Origin of the sequence: Lactobacillus kimbladii, assembly GCF_014323605.1 — a bacterium.
GTDB classification, from domain to species: Bacteria; Bacillota; Bacilli; order Lactobacillales; family Lactobacillaceae; genus Lactobacillus; species Lactobacillus kimbladii_B.
In genome coordinates this window covers 71552-91160 of sequence record NZ_SCMB01000003.1, presented here as the reverse complement: position 1 = coordinate 91160, position 19609 = coordinate 71552, and the positions used below count along the sequence as shown (strand labels likewise).

Below are 19609 nucleotides of genomic sequence, written 5' to 3'. Positions count from 1 at the left end.
ATACGAACTATATCAGCTTCAGATTAAAAAACTAGTTTACTTATAACAGTAACTAGTTTTAGTCATGACTTTATTCACTTTTATTCGATTGCGTGAAATCTATTCCACGATCTTTGAATACCTTTTTAGCAACATTAATCGCGTTTAGCACTTTCGGAAATCCCACGTAAGGAATAGTTTGAATAAATGTCTCGATTACTTCCTTTGGCGTTAAGCCGACATTTAAAGCGCCATTGATATGAACATTCAGTTGCGGTTCAGTGTCACCTTGTGTGAGCAAAGTTGTAATGGTAATCATTTCTCTTTGTTTTAGATCAAGGACACCACGATCGTATACGTCACCAAATGCAAATTCAATAATGTAGCGACCTACATCTTCAGATAAACCAGCTAGTGAATCAATAACTGATTTGCCGCCTTCTTGATCAACTTTTTCTAAATTTACTAAACCCTTTTGATAACGTTCATCATTTTTCATAGTTTTTCTCCTTTTTGTTTTGTAAACTTTTTTAACGGTTTATAGAATAGTTGCTGGAGTATAGTCCATGTCAACTACTATTTCAAAATTTTTTGGTAGTGGTAAAATATGACGATGTATCATTTACCTAGCTTGAATTTTTTAGAAAGGAACTACAATGAAATATTCAATTGGTCAATTTTCGAAACTTAGTGGCTTTTCAATCGACACACTGCGTTATTATGAAAAGCAAAAATTACTTTTCCCAAATCGTGATGAAAATAATCGTCGCATTTATACTGAAAAAGACGTAGCATGGATTAGTTTCATTTCCCGCTTAAAAAAGACTGGTATGAGTATTAAAGAAATGCAAAAATACACCAAATTACGCTATGAGGGTGACCAAACTATACCTGACAGACTTGTTTTACTGTTTAAGCAGCTTGATAATTTACATGAACAGGAAAAGAAAATTGACGATAATATCAAGTTTGTAGAACAAAAAATTAAAACCTATCTCAAGACAATCGGTGATTTAAAAGAATAAAGTTGCTATCTAGTGTGTAGCTGATTTAATTGCTTTTTTCGATATTACATCAAGCAAATACATAACAAACACGCACTTGTTCAATTTAGAAGAAAATGGCAAGTTGAAAAAAATTTCAGTTAAGGTATAATGTTATTCGTTATGGAGAGTTGGCAGAGTGGTAATGCACCGGACTCGAAATCCGGCGAACCAAGTTTTTCCTTGGCGCGCAGGTTCAAATCCTGTACTCTCCTTAAATTAAGTTAAAAAGCTTGTAGTATCACCTATTACAAGCTTTTATTATGTTCTCGCACGGCATAAAAATGATAAAGAGCAGTTTTACTAAAATTGCTCTTTATTGTTTTAGCTATTTAGTTGATCTGAATATTTTTAATATTATCGCGCTCATAACCTTTAACCAGACCTATAATGTCAGGCTGTAATTTCTTATCTAGCGTTTTGATGTTATATGTAACTTTATGTACAGTGATATCAAAAGTAAACGATGGAAGATTTATTAAAATACGCTTTTGACCATGTGCCTTCTAATAAGCAGTTTATGCTATATTGCTGAGCCAATTCCATGAAGCTTCTAATTCCATACGGATCATTAATAACCCTTGTAAGAAAACCAACTTTTGAAAATGGTGACTTAGCAGCTATTTTAGTAGATGATGAGGCTACGATAAACGTGTAAAGTTTGTTGGAAATAAAGTCATCTTAATTCCTGAAAATAATGACTATGATTCAATTGTTTTAAACAAAGATAATCCGGAAAAATTTTTAGGTAAAGTTATCCATGTAGAACACGACATTCAATAGGACTTGAAAACATATGTAAATTTATTCTTTTAAGACATTTATAAAAATGGTAAATTATAAATGTACCGATACAAGTATAATGGGAGAAGGTAAATGAAATTTTTATGGATAATTGCACTAATAATATTTGTTATTTACATGATTATTAGCGACAGAAAATCAAAAAATAGCAAAGATTATAAAGAAGCATTAACACCAAGTAAAAATCCATCAAATGAGCCATTAGTGAAACGTTGGTGGGTATGGGGATTAATACTAGTTTTAATTTGTGGTTTCTTTGTATCAACTTCAAATAAAGCCGAGAGTCATGATGAAACATACAAAACTACCGTACCTCATTCAATAAAACCATCTCATGTAAAAAAGAGGAAAAAGCTTTCAGACTATGCTTCCAAAAAGGTTTCCAAATTTATACCAGTGAAGAACACAGCTAAAGCAGTTACATTAGGCGCAGGTAAGTATAAGGTCGGTAAAGATATAAAGCCGGGCAGATACGTTATTAAAGCTGTTAAGGGCAGTGGTAATCTATCTAACAGCGATTTCACTATTAACGTTATTTTAGGAAACGATGATAAAGGAGATCAGTTAACTTCTTTTACTACCAACTTAGTAAAAAATGACAAAATCAAGTTAGACTGGATAGAGTCTACAAGCTTCACGCCAACACCAGATAAATATACATATAAAACAAAAATAAGTGCTGGTATATGGTTAGTAGGACTTGATATTAAACCCGGAAGGTATGTCATACGGCCAATAAAAGGCAGAGGTAACTTGATATCAGAAGATGGGTCTGATGATAATTTAAACGAAATATTAGGCAAAGATACTGAAAAAGGCCAAGTCAGCAAAGTAACGGCTGATTTAACTGCTGGAGAAGTTATATTGTCTACTATAGAATTAATTGGCTTAAGTAAAAAATAAGATTTAAATATTTAAAAAATAAAAAACCTATAGGAGATCACAGTTCGAATTTAGATTTCTTAGAAGTAACACAAGTAAAACAGGGTTATGCCCTTTTGCATTCTCTATCATAGCAGTAAAGGAATTGATTTATATGCCATTTCAAAACGTTTAGGAAACGCACACATGACAATAACTGCAAAAAATTATGCCTACATCCTTGATGAGTATAAAACACGGCAGATGATAATATCGAAAAAATCGTCAATAGCATATAAAGATGTTCGCCAACTTTAAAATTAATTATTAATTACTAAATTTCATTTTCTATTATTTTTATAAAAATAAACTGCACTCTTCTTTTATCATTACTATGAAAATAATCTTATATATTTTTTGTTTTACAAAAAAGCATTGAACAATATAGCACAATGCCTTTTTTACATGCTTTTTCTTATTCTATACATTATAAATAAACTACAAACTATTTATAAAATATTAAAAAAGTTCACAAGGAACGACTTTAGTATTTAATTTACACTGTATCATTCGTTTTTTAAATTAAACGAAGAACTGCTAGTGAAATCATACCAACTATCACAATGATTAAGAGAGACTTACTAATAATTGCGGAAATAAATGTTGGCAGTGAAGCCAAAGCGTACTGCATGTTAAGTTGAGGCAAATGACCTGGTTTTGCTACTAATAAGTTACTAAACCAAAGAGCAGCCATTATTACTATAGGAACAAAAGACAAGAATTCAACTAATTTTGGCGGCAAGGTGAATTTTTTCAATAAGACAAATGGTATCACTCTAGATAACAAGGTAGTGATTCCACAGAAAATGATTGTCGTTAAAATGTATTCAGAAGAAGACATGCTTTATTACCATTCCTAAACTACAACCAATTAAGGTTACAACTATTACCACCAAGTTGGCAGGTAAAATAATTGTCAGTAAATATGTCAGCGCAAAAGAAATCAATATCACAATTACCTGGAGTACTTTATTTAGTTTTTTGTCCCCAATTACCTGCAAATAAAGCAAACCAATAAACATTGCTACAATAGCAAAGTCAAGCCCTAGTTTTTTAGGATCAGCGATAAAACTGCCCAACACTGCTCCCAAAAGTGTTCCAACTTGCCAAGTTATGTAAGAAACTATATTTACCGTATTAAACCAAGTAAAATTTAACTTGTCATTTGTATAATTAATTTTATTCATACCTAGAGCAAAACTTTCATCGGTGAGAAAAGTTCCTATCAAAATATTTCTTTTTAAATTTTCTTGTTTCAAATAACCTGCTACAGTCGTGCTCATAAGAATTACTCGAGAGTTGACCAAGAAAGCGGCTAAAACAATTGAAGCTATTGGGCTTCCCGCAACCAGCATATTCAGAGTTGTTAATTGAACGGATCCTGCATAAATCAGAATAGACATCAAGCAAACTTCCAAAGTAGAAAAGCCACTGGCTTTGCCAATAATTCCAAAAGCCGTACTTATGCCAATATAGCCGAAAATTGTTGGAATTGATTCTTTAATTGCAGATTTTTTGGTTAAGTAAGTATCCATTCTTTCACCCTCTTTTGTGAAAAATCATGAAATGATGTGGTTAGTTCTACCATGAGTAATGTAGTTAAATTTATCTAAATTATCTCGTAGCTTAACATTTGTTTTTAATTTTTACAACATTATATTTTAAATAGAAACAAATTTTATGTTGCGTGCAAAATATATAAGCTATAAAATAATTGTATAAAGTCATTAAAATATAAATATTATGTTATTGGTATAATATTTGTACACAAATTTTATTTAGAAAAGGAATATCATGGATTTTAGCACATATGATAAAGAAAGATTAACTAATCAGATAGATTGGTACGATAAAAAGTCAAATCAACAACTTTATTCATCATTAACTGCCATCAATTTAAGCAGTAAAACATCTGTTTAACTATGAAATGCACCAAAAAATTCGAAATATTTTTTATCTTAAATTCTCCGATGGGTGTTTATTAGACAAAATTAATTTTATGATTTTTTAAGTTTGCTGTTAATCCCTTCTAATCAGGACATTTGCCTTTCAAACCTAAGAAAATCAAGTATCTTAAATTATTTTTAGAATCTAAAACGTTAGCTTGACAAGGAATAAAGTTCTATAAGTTTATAAAAATTTTGAGTCTGAGGGCTAAATTTATGAGTCGCATCAATACGGATAAATTTATAAAAAGACGCTTGAAACAGGCTTTATTGTTATAAAATTATAAATTGCTGGCGTTTTATTTCAGTGATAAAATTTAACGCAAGGTGAGAATAAAATGAAATTAAAGAAAACATTGGTAATATTAGCCTCTATATTAATATTAGTGGCAACTGGACTGGTCTTTTCTTCAAAAGTAGAGGCCAAATATGTAGGGCATAATGCTACTCCCACAGAACTAAGAGGTACTTGGTACGAATATAAAGGGCATAACAAATGGAATCATATAAAGATTACTAAACATGCATTTATACAAAATGGTAAAGTCCTTTGTAGCTTGAATAAAAAAGGATATAAAAAATTACATGTCACGCGTTATAAGCAAAATGGCAGACCCTATTATGTCTTGAATAAGTTTAACTATCATTATCAAGAAGTTGATTCTTTTTGGTTATCCAAAAGAAAAATTCATGGCAAACGTGTAATGAAATCATATTACAATATGGGATATTTCTCTGTCTGTACAAGAAACAAAATAAAGCATGATTATTCTTATCAAACCAAAGGTAATTATAAGAAACAATTGGGCAAATAGTCGGTTGCCCTCGGACAGTCCTCTTACAACTTTACATATATTTTATTTTATAAAATAGCTCTTTGTCAGATCGTGTTGATAAGGAGTAAATTAAAGAGAATCAAGCTGCTAATAAACTGTTTGATTCTTTTTCTTTTACTTTGTTTTTTGCCAATCTGATCTTGCTTAAAACAACCTTCAGTGCATTTTATCCCAATCATATTTGGTATTCAGATGTGATAGAGTTCAATATCAAGGGACAGAAGACTTACTTGACGCCTATTCTTTACGGTTGCATCCATAAGATTATTTCCTATACCATTTCGTTGCTTAATTCTTAAACTTGCTATCGACATGTTAAGGCAGGCTTCGCTCAGGTATCCAGCATTGGATGGCCTAACTTGTCATACTTAAACGGAAAATGTTTTATGGATTTGAAAAGAAGTTTTAAAAATCTGAATGAACTAATATAATGCAAAAATTCAGACATTGTTCCTGCTTTTTTCACAATATAACTCCAATGAGAATTTTTTATTCTATTGTCTAACTTGCTTTTTATTCAAGCTAATTATCTAAAACTTCATAGAATCAAACTTTATAAGCAAATTTGCTCTCAATATTTAAAAAGCCAGTAAAAGAAATTACTTTTACTGGCCTATCTTTGTATCAGTGTCCTCATGGTCAAATAAATTCATACTTAGTTCTGCATTTAAAAGACTCTGACTTTATGTAAATATTTGTATTGAAATCCAGTTCCAACTATTGCTACCAATGTTCCTAACAGGTTTGCTGCTAACCAATTGATTGAATTGCCCGTGAAAAGACACACTGCAACCCATGGTGCAATGGCTATCAGATAGCCGCGCGCAGCCGTCATTAATAAAGTACCCCATTTAAAGCCTTTACTTATATTATTTGTAACAACTTTATTGTGTAAAAACCTTTGAAATAGAACTGTACCCAAAACTATTAAAATAGTAATTAAAACAAATTGCCAAGCTTCAAATTTAACTAAGATGAATTCTTTATAAGAAAAATGATTTGCCAAAAGCGCAAAACCACACGCAATATCAAAGAAAAAGCCTTGGTTGACATAACCCTTTTTGCAAAATTTAATACTAAAATCAACAGCATTTTTGCAGGTCTTGTTTGGTGATTCCTTTTGCCTGTCAATGACTTGATGATTAGTCAGGTAATGATATTGACAAGTTATTCCAATCAAAGCCGTAAATAAGCCAACTAGCAAAGAAATAAAGAAATTAAATCTTCCCTGAGTATGCATACTAAGAGCTAGTAATGGTGCGTTTCCAATTACAAAAGACCTAATCCCAGTTGAAATCAAACTAGTATTTACAAAAAACGAAGTCATTTTTTGAGAATCAACCTTGTGTCGCAAGAAGTTTTGATAACGAATTACGCTAATGATTGCAACAACTGCTAACAATACAAACAGCCAGTCAAACCAAATATCAGAAAATAAAAGTGTAAAAAGATAAAGGGTGCCATAAATAACGAGATCACCAAGATGGTTAGTAGAATTATCAGCTAAAGCAAAGTTATGTTCATGGTGAGCAATATCACGTATAGCTTCACCCACAGTCTCTTGCTTAGAAGTGTGATTATTATTCATTTTTTCCTCCTAAATTACGCCCTAACTTGATAATAATAATTTTAAGTTGGTTTTAATTAAAGTCAAGCTTTCTTTTAAAATAATTACCTTGCTAAAACTAATTTTAATAAAGCTCAAATTCTAAATTTCCTTTAAATTACAAATCTTAAGTTTTGCTCAAGAGTAGATTTTAATTTCTATGCTTTGCCCTGTTACTGTTAAAATACAATCGAATATAAATTATAGGTAGGGATTCGATTTGAATATCAACTTTTGGGTAGCAACATTGTCTGCTCTAATACTAATACTACTTATCTTTAATGTCAGAAATTCACGACGTTTCAATTTATTTGATCACTGGCTTCATCATAAATTAATCAGAAGACGCGACGGAATCGGCTGGCAGATTATTGCATTTATAAACGATCCCAAACTTTTAGTTGTTTTGGATGTATTTCTGGCAAGTTTTTTAATCAGTAATAATGAAAATTTACTTGCTTTTTGGGCATTATTTACTTTAGGCTTTACTGATCTGATTGGTATCTTTTTAAAAAAATGGATGCGCAGAAAACGTCCAATCCTACATTCAGATTTAGAAGAAGGCTATAGTTTTCCAAGTGGTCATGTCCTAGGAAGTACTGTTATGGCTTTAATCATCTGGCGACTTTTTGCAGGACAATTAGGTAATAGACTTTTATGGATTTTGCTGGCAATTTGGCTAATGGTCGTCATTTCTCGTATCAGTCTTAAAGCCCACTTTCCATCAGATATTATCGGGGCTACTTCTCTAGCTGTCTTTTGCTTTAGTATATCTCAACAATTACTTTTAATGGTTATTTAAAAACAACCCCAAACTTTTGGTTTAGGGTTGTTTTTTCCTTTATCGATAATTTTTTAACAATTAAATTATAGGAAACTAAGCATCTTTCCTAACACAAACACTATCACACACAATAATGCAGTGTACCATGCACAATGGGGCAGAGCTTTCTTAAGAATAACTCCTTCTTTACCCTCAAGACCAGTAGCTCCTGTAGCAATTGCGATGTTCTGTGGTGAAAGCATCTTACCAGCAGTAGCACCAACCATGTTAGCAGCCGCCAGCCAGTATGGACTTACTTTCAGCGCGTGGGCTGCTTGTACTTGCAATTCACCAAAGAGAACGTTAGCTGAAGTATCACTACCAGTGATAAAGATACCTAGAACACCAATGATTGGTGAAATTACTGGGTAAAAGGCACCAGTTAAAGTTACGAGGCTAACCGCAACGACATCAATCATTCCGCTGTAACCCATTACTTTGGACAAGCCCACAATAGAACAAACAGTGATAATTGTTTTAACCAACTGCTTGATAGTACTTGTCAAAACGGAAAACATTTCCTTAAATGACAAACCTTGAATAGCACCACCAATGATACTCGACAGTAAAATTAAAGTACCCGGTGATGACAACCAGTCAATGTCAACTGGCTTGGCATTTGCACCATTATAGAAGTGGAAACTGGTTTTAACGCTTGCTAGTGCATTATGAATTGCTGGGAACATTGATGAAGTGAAAATGATAAAGCAAAATACCAAAATAAATGGTACCCAAGCCTTAATTTTATCAGCAGTTGAAATTGGAGCTTTATCGTCCTTTTCAGCACTAGCGGATGCAACTTCTTCTTTGCTGCTGTATTTCTTAATAATAATTACTAAACATAGCAGACAAACTATTGAACCTACAATTGATGGTAGTTCAGGGCCTAAATATTTAGTAATGAAAATTTCCGGAACTGCAAATGTTAAACCAGCTACCAAGGTGCAAACTAAAACACCTTTTCCTTTAAATGACTTAAGTCCCTTACCTTCAGTCATCATGACCAAAACAAATGGAACGATCATCATTAAAACAAATAATTGTATAGCAATTAAATAACCTAATTCAGTAACTCCCAGTCCTGTTACTTTAGCCAGAGTTGTTACTGGCAAACCAACGGCACCAAAAGCAGTAGGAGCAGTATTTGCTACCAAACAAACCACGGCTGCTTTAATAGGACTCATACCCAACATAATTAGGATACTTGCAGGGATCGCTACCGCAGTACCGAAACCGGCAATGGCTTCCAAAAATCCGCCTAATCCCCATGCTAAGATCAATACTAAGAATCTCATATCCTTAGTAATTGAAGTTAACATAGACATTATTGTATCCATTCCCCCTGATTTTCTACTAATATTGTAGATAAACAGAGCGGAAATAATAACATAAATTATTGGCCATAAAGCCATAATTATGCCATCAATTCCGGCAGTAATACTGTTTGAAAACGAAAAGTGGAAACCGACAATACTAAGAATTATTGATAAAGCAAAGCCGATTAAGCACGACAAATCTCCTCGAATGCGAAAAACACCCAAGGAAAGTATCAGCCAAACGATAGGGATGATCGCAAGAACTGTTTTAAGTATATCCATTTTTATTCCTCCGACGAAATCAATTTAACAAGTGCTAAATTAATTTCTCTCACTTTCTAACATAGAACTTGATAAAACTTATTAGACAACACTATATGAGTTTGTGATGTAAGCGCTATCTAATTTCATTATAGCACTATGTAATGCGCTTTTGAAGATGAATTTAACTTCACAATCTTTTGTATTTAAGCGCTTTCATTAATCAACAAAAAAATAGTCCTAACTTTATTAAGCTAGGGCCAAATCACCTTTTTTTATATTCTGTTAGATAGAGAACAAGTGTAAAAAAGGAATTTTTTATTTGCCAAAAAATTACAAATCGTCAAAACCAACCATCAAACTGCCTTCTTCGGCATAAAACGTGCAAAGTCCCCTCATTGAGCGAATTTTGATCTCTGCTTCTGGATAAAGTGCTAAAATTTTTGCTTTTAAACTTTCAGCATCTTTTTCATTTTTACAATGATCAATAATTAAATTACCACCCTTGTATTTCATTTCACTCATTAATTTCAGAACTTCTTTAAAGGCACGCTTTATTCCACGTACTTTTGCTAAAGGCTCTAGCTTACCCTCTTCACTGGCAGTACCTACTACATCAATATTTAAAACTTTAGCGACTTTAGCCACGGCCATATTAACTCGCCCATTGAGTGCTAAATTATGCAGTGATTTTAATACGAACAACAAATGAGTGTGTGTCTTATAATCAGATATTTTTTGTTCCAAATCTACAAAACGGGTTTTGCTATTAACCAATTTCCGAATTTCTTGTAGAATAACTGAAATCTCTGGGCCAGCAGTCCTTGAATCAATCACAATTACATGGCTATCAGGATGATCTTTTTCATATATTTGTTTAGCTTGAAAAGCAGATGAAAAGCTGCCACTAAGTCCACTAGTAATTGTCATCATTATTGCAAATTCAGATCCTTTTAAGGCCTCAAGCCACTCATTAATGCTCGGACAGGAAGTTTTGCCCTCCTCCGTGTTTTTCTCCATGCTGCTAATGAATTCATTGATATCAAGATTTTCGTCATCGACAAAATCTTTTCCTGCAATTGTCATAGTTAATGGCACAACAGTCAGATTTTCATTTGCTCTGTCATTTGCGCCAGAGTCTATTATTAACTTTACTTTATCCATATTTGTGTATCCTTATATAAATAAACTATATATTCAAAAAGATATATAGCTAAATAATAAATCAAATACCAGAAAAAAGCGATAAAAAATTTTTTAATATTTTTTAACATTAGAAATCGGTTACAAATGTTTACATAATCACAAACTTAAGCTAAAATTTGTGATGTAGATATGGAGCGTATGCTCCACTAATGTATGTACTTATAAAAATTTGTACAGCATTTATTATTTAGGAGGTTTTTAGATGTTAAAATCAGTCATTGAAAATGTTCATGCACTGGAAATCTATGATTCACGTGGTAATCCAACTGTTGAGGCTTTTGTAACCTTATCAAACGGTGTTGTTGGTAAAGCTGAAGTTCCATCAGGCGCTTCAACTGGTGAAAATGAAGCAGTTGAATTACGTGATGGCGGCAGTCGTGTAGGCGGTAAAGGTGTTTCCAAAGCCGTTGAAAACGTAAATACTAAAATTGCTAAGGCATTAAAAGGTCTGGATCCACATGATCAAGCAAACATTGACCGTGTAATGATCGAATTAGATGGCACCCCTAACAAGGCTGAACTTGGTGCTAACGCTATTTTAGGCGTATCAATGGCTACTGCAGCTGCTGCAGCAAAAGACAGTCACCAACCTTTATATAGATACCTTGGCGGCACCGATCTTGAAATGCCACAAACTTTCCACAACGTTATTAACGGTGGTGAGCACGCTGACAATGGTATCGACGTGCAAGAATTCATGATCACTCCAGTTAAGAAGACTTCTTTCCGCGATGGTTTTGAAAAGATCGTTAACACTTACCATACTTTGAAGAAAGTTCTTGAAGACATGGGTTACGAAACCGGCCTTGGTGATGAAGGTGGTTTCGCACCTAATATGAAGAACTCTGAAGAAGCTTTGCAAGCTTTACACGACGCTATCGTTAAGGCTGGCTACAAGCCTGGTGAAGATATTGCCATTGCTTGTGACTGTGCTGCTTCCTACTTCTACAACAAAGAAGACGGCAAGTACCACTTTGAAGGTAAAGTATTTAATGATGAAGAATTAGCTCAATATTACGACAAGTTACTTGACGAATTCCCAGAATTAATTTCAATTGAAGACCCATACGATGAAAATGATGTTGACGGCATGATTAAGTTTACTCAAAGCCACAAAGACAGAATTCAAATTGTTTTGGATGACTTCATTTGTACTAACCCTAAGCTTTTGACTAAAGCTATTAAGGAAGGTGCCGGCAATGCTTCATTGATTAAGTTAAACCAAATTGGTACTGTTACTGAAACTTTGGAAACTATCCGTCTTTCACGTAAGAACGGGTACAACACCATGATTTCTCACCGTTCAGGTGAAACTGGTGACACATTTATCGCTGACTTCGCAGTTGCAGTTAACGGTGGTCAGCTTAAGACTGGTGCACCTGCTCGTTCTGAACGTGTTGAAAAATACAACCGTTTGCTCGAAATTGAAGAAGATCTTGGTGAAGGCGAGCGTCTAGCTACTTTCCCAGACAGTGTTGACAAAGATTAATTTGTTAGCCTAAAAAAAGCCTGCATTGCTGCAGGCTTTTTTTGTGCTATTTTTATGGCTAGTCGTCTTTTTGACTAATTGCTTTTAAGTAAGTACTTTCGGAGATATAGTCAATTTTTCTCACGTACTGTCCCTTGTGGTCGATCTTAATATATTGTCTACTTGGATCAAAACCACCTACTCTTTCAATTTTATATGGTAATTTCTTACCAGTATCAGGATTATAGGCCTGAACGTTTAGATAATTTTGCGTATTTTTTGGCACCTGCGCATAACTAATTACTTCTGGAATAGCAGGATCAACTCTATCAATCCAAGAATTATGATCTAATGGAATTTGGTTAGTTATAATCAGAAAAAAGACATAAACTGGAACCAAAAATTTTTCGAACATGGTATCTCCTTCTATCTAACTTTTAGGAATGAACTTTCTTTTGAAATTCTTTTTTGGAAATATATTTAATTTCTTTCACATACTGGCCTTTATGGTCAATTTTAATATATTGCCTGCTTGGATCATAGCCTCCTACTTTTTTTATTTTGTACGGGAGCTTTCTGCCGGTTTTAGAATCATAGGCTTGAACATTAAAATACTTTTGCGTATTTTTTGGTACTTGCGCATAACTATATGTTTCAGGAATCGCAACGTTGAAATAATCTATAATCTCATTGTGAACGAAAAAGGGTAAACAAAATAGAGCTGTGAGCGTTAATAGTGAAGCCACAATAAATTTTTTAACTGACATGAATTCCACCTCCTAGATTAAAAGCGAATAAATTCGAATTTTTTAAAATGATATATTTAAATTTAGGTGTACTAATACACTACTATACCTATTTTACACTTTTCTATAATCATTTTAAATACAAAATTAAAACAAACTTGCAAATGATAATATTTAATTTGCTAGCAAAAGTCTTATTTTTATGCTACTTTAAATTAAGTATTTATAACTAAGGAAGTAAAATTATGGCTGAAAAAATTACTGGCTTAAGTCAAGCCGAAGCAGATAAACTTCTGCAGAAAAATGGATTAAACGAGGTTCCTGAACCTCAATTCAACTTTTTTAAAGAATTTTTATCCAAGTTATGGAATTTGTCAGCATGGATTCTTGAAGCTGCTCTACTTTTAGAGTGTATCTTAGGAAAATGGATACAATCGTTATTTGTGCTTTTAATGCTCCTTTTTGCTGCTTGGAATGGAGCTTCTAAGAAAAAGCAATCAAGGCGAGTGCTGAATAATATTTCACACAAATTAACTCCTACTATTTCGGTTCAAAGAGATGGGGAGTGGCAGAATATCGACTCAAAATATTTAGTTCCTGGTGACTTAATCAGTATGCAAGCTGGTGATGTTTTGGCCGCCGATGTGAAACTGATCGAGGGACAAATTTCTACTGATGAGAGTTCAATTACAGGCGAAGCAAGGACAGTGCGGAAAAATCCACAAGATACAGCTTATGCTGGTACGACTGTAACAGAAGGCAATGGTTTAGCAATCGTCACTGCTACAGGTGCTGATTCTCGTTCTGGTAAGACAATCAACTTAATTAATAATTCTGCAGCTCCAGGTCACTTGCAACAACTATTAACTAAAATTATTTACTATTTATGCATTCTTGATGGAATTCTAACTTTAGTAATTGTCATTGCTTCTTTCTTTAAGGGTGGTGACCTGAATAATTTGATTAACATGTTACCATTTTTAGCAATGATGTTTATTGCTTCAATACCAGTTGCAATGCCCTCAACATTTGCGCTTTCTAACTCCTTTGAAGCAACCCGTTTGAGTAAAGAAGGAGTATTAACTTCTGATTTAACCGGTATTCAAGATGCAGCCAACCTTAATTTGATTTTGCTAGACAAAACAGGAACAATTACCGAAAATAAAACAGCAGTTGGCCAATGGACTAATTTCAGTTCAATGAATAATAACGATGTTTTAACATTAGCATCAGCTGCTACGGATCAAAGAAACAAAAAACTCATTGATACTGCGATTGATGAATATGTTAAAAAACAGGGATTAAATATTAAGTCTGCATCAGATTTCACACCTTTTACTTCAAGCACTGGCTATTCAATGGCAAACTGTGATGGTCATAATATTAAACTTGGTTCCTTTAAACAACTTTCGCTAATTGATAAAGACGCTAGCGAAAAGGCAAAAGAAATAGATTTTGGTGCCGGACGTTCAGTAGCTTTATTAATTGACGACAAGTTAGCCGGTGTCTTCATTTTGCAAGATATGGTAAGATCCGACTCTAAAGAAGCTCTTGGAGAACTCAGAAAACGGGGAGTAAAACCGATTATGCTAACTGGTGATAACCAGAAAACTGCTATTGCAGTCGCTAAGCATGTTGACTTGCAAGGTGAGGTAATTTCTATTCGTGATTTCACTGACCAGACTGATACCAGCAAATTGGCTGGTATTGCGGATGTTTTACCAGAAGATAAATTGCGCATGGTTAAATTCTTCCAGAAAAAAGGTTATATTGTAGGTATGACAGGTGATGGCGTAAATGATTCCCCCGCTCTAAAGCAAGCTGAGGTTGGCATAGCGGTCTCTAATGCTGCAGATGTGGCCAAACGATCTGGTAAAATGGTACTTTTAAATGACGGTCTGTCTTCGATAGTAAAAATACTTGATGCTGGACACAGAGTATATCAAAGAATGACTACCTGGTCCTTAACAAAGTTAGCCAGAACTGCACAATTAACAATGCTTTTAACATTTGGCTACCTTTTCTTTAACTATATTCCAATGGCCTTAAATGCTATGGTTATTTATACAATCATGAATAATATGGTGACAATGATGATTGGTACTGATAGAACCCACATCACCTATAAACCAGAAAACTGGAATATGGCTAAATTAGCTAAAATTGCATTTTCATTAGCTTTCGGCTGGACAGCTATAGGTATTGCTACTATTGCCTATCTTAATATGCACGGCTTTAGTCATGGTACTGTTTCAACGATGGTTTATGTTTACCTGGTTTTGAGTGCTATGTTTATAGTTTTAATTACCAGAACCAAGAAATACTTCTGGCAGGATTATCCGTCTAAAGCAGTTGGCTTGACACAATTAGGAGACGTCCTTCTAACGGTCATCCTAGCGCTGTTTGGCATAGCTATGACAAAAATAAACTGGACGAATTTATTGCTTACTTTTGCTATTGCTTTGATAGCCGCAATCGTGATTGATTTATTCTATCAGCCAATAATGAAGAATCGGTAATTTTAAATTCAAATAAAGAAAAACCTGATTGCGGAAATTTTCCGTAATCAGGTTTTTTAAGGTTTACCGATGAGTTCCTGACTTTTCCATCACACCGGTAAAAAGGTTTTGTATATGCTATTTGGTATAATAATTTAGAATAGGAAAAAATAGTTAAATTAATCAGGAAAGTTAATTATTTAATAAGAGGCGAGTCAACAGCAAAGATAGATAACCATTTCACTAATTGACCCTTTAATCCCCCCTTTCACTGGTTGTACGTTTATAACAAATGCTTTAAATTACATTCGTTATGTTTATATTAATACATAAAATAACTAAAGTAAACAATTTAGTGTAATTTTTTTACTTTTAAATCAATTTTTTTATTACTTTAAATAACATTTAATAATTCCTTTTTACTTTTTTAATTCATACACATACGAAATTTCATTAGCACGATAAACGCCATGTAAAAGACCGACTTTTGTGAAACCCATTTTTGCAATTAAGTGTTGCATTGCTTTATTATCTTCGTGAGTATCGATTCTGATTGAATCAACATCGTCACGGTTTGTTTTTATATCATTAATTACAGCCTGTAAAAGTTTAGTAGCATAACCCTTACCAGAATGTTGAGAGTGAATTGCTACACGATGAATAACAACATATCGATCTGTATTGCTCAGCCATTTACCGTCCAAGTGATCGTAAACATGGTCAGGTCCATCTACTATAGCAATTGCACCAACAGTTTCTTTATCCTCAGAAACTGCTAAAAAGGCCCAACCATTTTCAATGTCTTCTTTAATTTGACCCTTTGAGGGATAGTCACCTTGCCATTGATTGACTCCATGTTCAGCTAATTGATTAGCTCCATCTTTTAAAATAGTGATAATTTGGTCAAAATCGGCCATTGTTGCTTTTCTTAATTGCAAATTACTCTATTCTCCTTTTTTTGAAATACCGTACTATTATATATATCTGACCTGATCTTGTAAAAAATTTCAACTCAAAATTCAAAGTTTTTTTCATATTTAAGAAAGCGCTCTATCTTATTAAAATAATCTGCATCATTTGCTGTTTTTATAATTTGAAGTAATATTTAATCATGAAAAAATGCTCTTAGCAGAAGATTACAAAAATCTAACTATTAAAGAGCACTTCATGCACATTTATTATTTTTTAAAAATATGATGCTTAAAAAAGTCCAATTAATAAATATTAAGCACCATGGTATTTAACTAAAGAAAATACGTCAAGTCCTGGTAATTTTTCTTTTCCCTTTAAATCAGGTAATTCAATATAAAAACAAGAACCAACTAACTCTCCACCTAGGTTTTCAATTAATTGCTTGCACGCTCTTAAAGTTCCAGCTGTAGCCAGTAAATCATCACACACTACAACACGCTGGCCAGGTTTAATAGCATCTTTATGAATTTCCAAACTATTTGAACCATATTCCAGGTCATAGGAAGCACGTTCGACCTCCCTTGGCAATTTATGTGGCTTTCTAGCTGGCACAAAACCAATACCTAATTCTGTTGCCACAGGACAACCAACAATAAAACCACGCGCTTCGGGACCAACAATTATATCGGCATTTTTACTTTTAACGTATTCAGCTAACTTGTGTGTAGCTGCTTGAAACAATTTGCCATCCTGTAGCACAGGAGTGATATCCCGAAAGATTATACCTTTGTTCGGAAAATCCTTGACACTTGCAATATGTTTCTCAAAATCGTTTGCCATAAGAAGAAAAACCTCCAAAAACTTAACTTTCTTGCTAAAGCTTATTCGACCTTTATATTCTAACAAATTTTGGGCTTAAAAGCATTAAAAGCGAGAAAAATTAATGTTGCTTTAATTGCCCATTCACGTACATTAGTAATTTTTGACTAGGCATTTGTCGCAATTCATTTATAAAAGCAATCTGTGACTTTGTAGCCTGATAATATTTCGAATTTGTCAGTTTATTTTTAACAGGATTATTAACACCAAATATTTTATTATCTTCTAATTGGATAAAATTCAATTCAAAGAATACACGTAAAATAAAGAGAACATTGTCGTAATTTAATTTTATAAATTTACCGACTTTTCGGTAATCTTGCAGTGTTAGACCAGGGTGAGAATATACATATTTTAACAAGATTTCAAAATCAGATTTTAACGGTAAATGTTGTACGGGTAATTGATCCATAAGAAAGTGTAAGTATAGCTGCTCATAATTATTGTTCAACGCAAAATCCAGTTCTTTTTGATTACGAGGAACATCAAGAAAGACAGCCACTTCACCTTCACTATCATAATCATTAACCGATGTAATTTTTGCAGGGTCAATATCAAACAGACTGGAAGCAGAGATCTTATTTCTTTTATCAAATAATAAATATCTGTACGCAAAACCCATCACATATTTTTCATTGCGCAAATCAACAACTGGTTCAGGAACTGCTAATTTTGGTGCAGCAAAAATGATTCCCTTTATAATGCCTTGTAATTTTATCTGATTACGAAAGCAATTTTCTTGTAGCTCTATGAATAACTGATCTATATATGGTAAAAGAATTTTTGTAAGAAATTTCTTGTTAAAACCTATAACATCAACTTTATTATTGTCTTTACTAATGCTTAATTTGATATGACTTTTATCTTTACCCATGTAAAAACAACTGTTAATTTTCGGATGAATAATACTAAAAATGGGTTTGACATTATCTGTTCCAAAAGGACCGACTTTTTTGATTTCAGTCATAATCTTCAAATCTAGATGAGAAAAAGGTAGTTCACAATCATAATAACGAATATTTTGATTAAAAGTACCCGTAAAACTATCTTCAAATGATTTGCGTAAAGAGGAAATTTTGCTTTCGGTCATAGACAAGCCACACGCAAAATCGTGACCACCGAATTTAAGAAAAAGTTTATCCTTTAAAGGCTCTAAGGCGTTAAAAAGATTAAAACCATCTACTGACCTTCCCGAACCTTTGATAATTCCCTCTTCATTCTTTGTCAGGACTATGGTTGGTTTATGAATTTTTTCAACCAGTTTATTTGCAACTAATCCCAAAACCCCTTCATTGAACTTGGGATTATATAAGACTAAAGTTTTATCTCTTTGCCAACCATTATTTTTAATCTGATTAAAGCAAGATTGATAAACTTCAGCTGTTAAATTTTTACGTTTATCGTTTAGACCTTCAATTTTATCTGCTATTTTTTCAGCTTCTTCGTCACTTTCACATAATAGTAAGTCAACGGCTAAACTAGCATTATCAAGTCTGCCAACAGCATTCAATCTTGGTGCAATATTAAAGCCAACATCTGTTTCATCAATATGCCCCATTTGCAACCCAGCATTTTTTATAAGAGCCCTTAAGCCTGGTCGTTGAGTTTCGTTAAGCATTTTTAAACCGCGTTTAACGATAATATGACCTTCTCCGGAAACCTTGACCATATCTCCAATTGTTCCAATCATTGCCAGTTCCAATAATTCTGGCATTGAATCCTGCATTATAGCTCGGCAAATAGTATAGGCTACTCCAGCACCACAATAATCATCAAACGGATATTTTTGGCCAGGGTAGTTGCAATGCACCAACGCATAGCTTTCAGGAATTTTATCTTGAAATTTATGGTGATCTGTAATTATTGTATCTACACCCTTGCTCTTGGCGTAGGCTACTTCTTTAACCCCTGTAATGCCATTATCAACAGTTATAATTAATTTAGTACCTTCTGCTACTATTCGCTTATACTCTTCTAGATTTGGACCATAACCATCACGAAAACGATCAGGTATGAAAAAATTAACGTCTGCGCCCAATATGCCAAGTGTTTCCATCATGATACTTGTAGCAGTTATGCCATCTGCATCATAGTCACCATAAATAGTTATTTTTTCTCCTGCATCAATTGCCCGGTTTATCCTGTCAACAGCTTTTTTCATATCGTGCATTAAGTAAGGATCTGCCAAGTCATCTTCAGTTGCATTAAACCAAAATTCAATTTTTGCTGCAGTATTTATTCCGCGCAAAGAAAGCAGCTTAGCCGTAATCGGGCTAAGCTGATACTTTTCAATCAATTCCGGAGCTAATTCTTCACCTATACGCTCACGCCATTCAATCATATGTTTAATTCAGCCTTTTTATAT

19 protein-coding genes and 1 tRNA gene are annotated in these 19609 nt (G+C 33.4%); 9 read left to right on the top strand and 11 right to left on the bottom strand.

Annotation, left to right across the window (positions count from 1 at the left end; all coding sequences use genetic code 11):
• Positions 1-70: 70 nt before the first annotated feature.
• Positions 71-478, bottom strand: coding sequence for a carboxymuconolactone decarboxylase family protein (locus ERK18_RS05585; RefSeq protein WP_045928178.1), 408 nt, complete (start codon positions 476-478; stop codon positions 71-73).
• A gap of 157 nt (positions 479-635) precedes the next feature.
• On the opposite strand from ERK18_RS05585, the gene ERK18_RS05580 reads away from it, so the two are divergent.
• The 4 genes from ERK18_RS05580 to ERK18_RS05570 all read left to right on the top strand — a co-directional run bounded on the left by ERK18_RS05580 (position 636) and on the right by ERK18_RS05570 (position 2729).
• Positions 636-1004, top strand: coding sequence for a MerR family transcriptional regulator (locus tag ERK18_RS05580; protein ID WP_034979600.1), 369 nt, complete (start codon positions 636-638; stop codon positions 1002-1004).
• A gap of 143 nt (positions 1005-1147) precedes the next feature.
• Positions 1148-1237, top strand: a tRNA-Ser gene (locus ERK18_RS05575).
• A 329-nt stretch (positions 1238-1566) separates the two neighbouring features.
• Entirely contained in the window at positions 1567-1680 is a 114-nt protein-coding gene (locus ERK18_RS09415) for a S24 family peptidase (protein WP_222710114.1), read from the top strand.
• A 218-nt stretch (positions 1681-1898) separates the two neighbouring features.
• Entirely contained in the window at positions 1899-2729 is an 831-nt protein-coding gene (locus tag ERK18_RS05570; protein WP_187154630.1) for a hypothetical protein, read from the top strand.
• A gap of 535 nt (positions 2730-3264) precedes the next feature.
• On the opposite strand, the gene ERK18_RS05565 is transcribed toward ERK18_RS05570, so the two are convergent.
• Together ERK18_RS05565 and ERK18_RS05560 are read right to left on the bottom strand one after the other, a co-directional pair.
• Positions 3265-3588: an AzlD domain-containing protein gene (locus ERK18_RS05565; RefSeq protein ID WP_187154629.1), complete on the bottom strand. Its 324-nt coding sequence runs from the start codon at positions 3586-3588 to the stop codon at positions 3265-3267.
• Complete coding sequence (locus ERK18_RS05560) at positions 3575-4282, bottom strand: AzlC family ABC transporter permease (RefSeq protein WP_187154628.1); 708 nt, start codon at positions 4280-4282, stop codon at positions 3575-3577. The genes ERK18_RS05565 and ERK18_RS05560 overlap by 14 nt, the downstream gene beginning before the upstream one ends.
• Positions 4283-4541: 259 nt before the next feature.
• Here ERK18_RS05560 and ERK18_RS09510 point away from each other — a divergent pair, with 259 nt between their 5' ends.
• Together ERK18_RS09510 and ERK18_RS05555 are read left to right on the top strand one after the other, a co-directional pair.
• Positions 4542-4667 carry a hypothetical protein gene (locus ERK18_RS09510; RefSeq protein WP_261982440.1) on the top strand — a complete coding sequence of 42 codons (126 nt, stop codon included), beginning with the start codon at positions 4542-4544 and terminating at the stop codon, positions 4665-4667.
• 364 nt (positions 4668-5031) lie between these two features.
• Positions 5032-5508 (top strand): hypothetical protein, encoded by a 477-nt coding sequence (locus ERK18_RS05555; RefSeq protein ID WP_187154627.1) that lies wholly within the window; start codon positions 5032-5034, stop codon positions 5506-5508.
• 688 nt (positions 5509-6196) lie between these two features.
• Here the strand turns inward: ERK18_RS05555 and ERK18_RS05550 are convergent.
• Positions 6197-7117 (bottom strand): hypothetical protein, encoded by a 921-nt coding sequence (locus ERK18_RS05550; protein WP_187154626.1) that lies wholly within the window; start codon positions 7115-7117, stop codon positions 6197-6199.
• Positions 7118-7361: 244 nt separating this feature from the next.
• Here ERK18_RS05550 and ERK18_RS05545 point away from each other — a divergent pair, with 244 nt between their 5' ends.
• Positions 7362-7937, top strand: a complete 576-nt coding sequence (locus ERK18_RS05545; RefSeq protein ID WP_370448902.1) for a phosphatase PAP2 family protein — start codon at positions 7362-7364, stop codon at positions 7935-7937.
• Between the two features lie 65 nt (positions 7938-8002).
• Here the strand turns inward: ERK18_RS05545 and ERK18_RS05540 are convergent, their stop codons facing one another.
• Positions 8003-9556 carry an L-lactate permease gene (locus ERK18_RS05540; protein ID WP_222710113.1) on the bottom strand — a complete coding sequence of 518 codons (1554 nt, stop codon included), beginning with the start codon at positions 9554-9556 and terminating at the stop codon, positions 8003-8005.
• A gap of 312 nt (positions 9557-9868) precedes the next feature.
• Complete coding sequence (locus ERK18_RS05535; protein ID WP_045928190.1) at positions 9869-10699, bottom strand: DegV family protein; 831 nt, start codon at positions 10697-10699, stop codon at positions 9869-9871.
• 244 nt (positions 10700-10943) lie between these two features.
• On the opposite strand from ERK18_RS05535, the gene eno reads away from it, so the two are divergent.
• On the top strand, positions 10944-12230 hold the full coding sequence (gene eno / locus ERK18_RS05530) for a phosphopyruvate hydratase (RefSeq protein ID WP_045928191.1): 1287 nt from the start codon (positions 10944-10946) through the stop codon (positions 12228-12230).
• A gap of 58 nt (positions 12231-12288) precedes the next feature.
• Here eno and ERK18_RS05525 read toward each other — a convergent pair whose 3' ends face one another.
• Positions 12289-12624, bottom strand: a complete 336-nt coding sequence (locus ERK18_RS05525; RefSeq protein ID WP_122052536.1) for a YxeA family protein — start codon at positions 12622-12624, stop codon at positions 12289-12291.
• Positions 12625-12646: 22 nt separating this feature from the next.
• Positions 12647-12976: a YxeA family protein gene (locus tag ERK18_RS05520; protein ID WP_122052537.1), complete on the bottom strand. Its 330-nt coding sequence runs from the start codon at positions 12974-12976 to the stop codon at positions 12647-12649.
• A gap of 224 nt (positions 12977-13200) precedes the next feature.
• Here ERK18_RS05520 and ERK18_RS05515 point away from each other — a divergent pair, with 224 nt between their 5' ends.
• Positions 13201-15474, top strand: coding sequence for an HAD-IC family P-type ATPase (locus ERK18_RS05515; RefSeq protein ID WP_187154625.1), 2274 nt, complete (start codon positions 13201-13203; stop codon positions 15472-15474).
• 398 nt (positions 15475-15872) lie between these two features.
• Here ERK18_RS05515 and ERK18_RS05510 read toward each other — a convergent pair whose 3' ends face one another.
• From ERK18_RS05510 to recJ, 3 genes are all read right to left on the bottom strand, one after another.
• Positions 15873-16391, bottom strand: a complete 519-nt coding sequence (locus tag ERK18_RS05510) for a GNAT family N-acetyltransferase (RefSeq protein ID WP_187154624.1) — start codon at positions 16389-16391, stop codon at positions 15873-15875.
• Between the two features lie 286 nt (positions 16392-16677).
• Positions 16678-17205, bottom strand: coding sequence for an adenine phosphoribosyltransferase (locus ERK18_RS05505; protein WP_034979564.1), 528 nt, complete (start codon positions 17203-17205; stop codon positions 16678-16680).
• A 100-nt stretch (positions 17206-17305) separates the two neighbouring features.
• Positions 17306-19582: a single-stranded-DNA-specific exonuclease RecJ gene (recJ, locus tag ERK18_RS05500; RefSeq protein ID WP_187154763.1), complete on the bottom strand. Its 2277-nt coding sequence runs from the start codon at positions 19580-19582 to the stop codon at positions 17306-17308.
• Between the last annotated feature and the right edge of the window lie 27 nt (positions 19583-19609).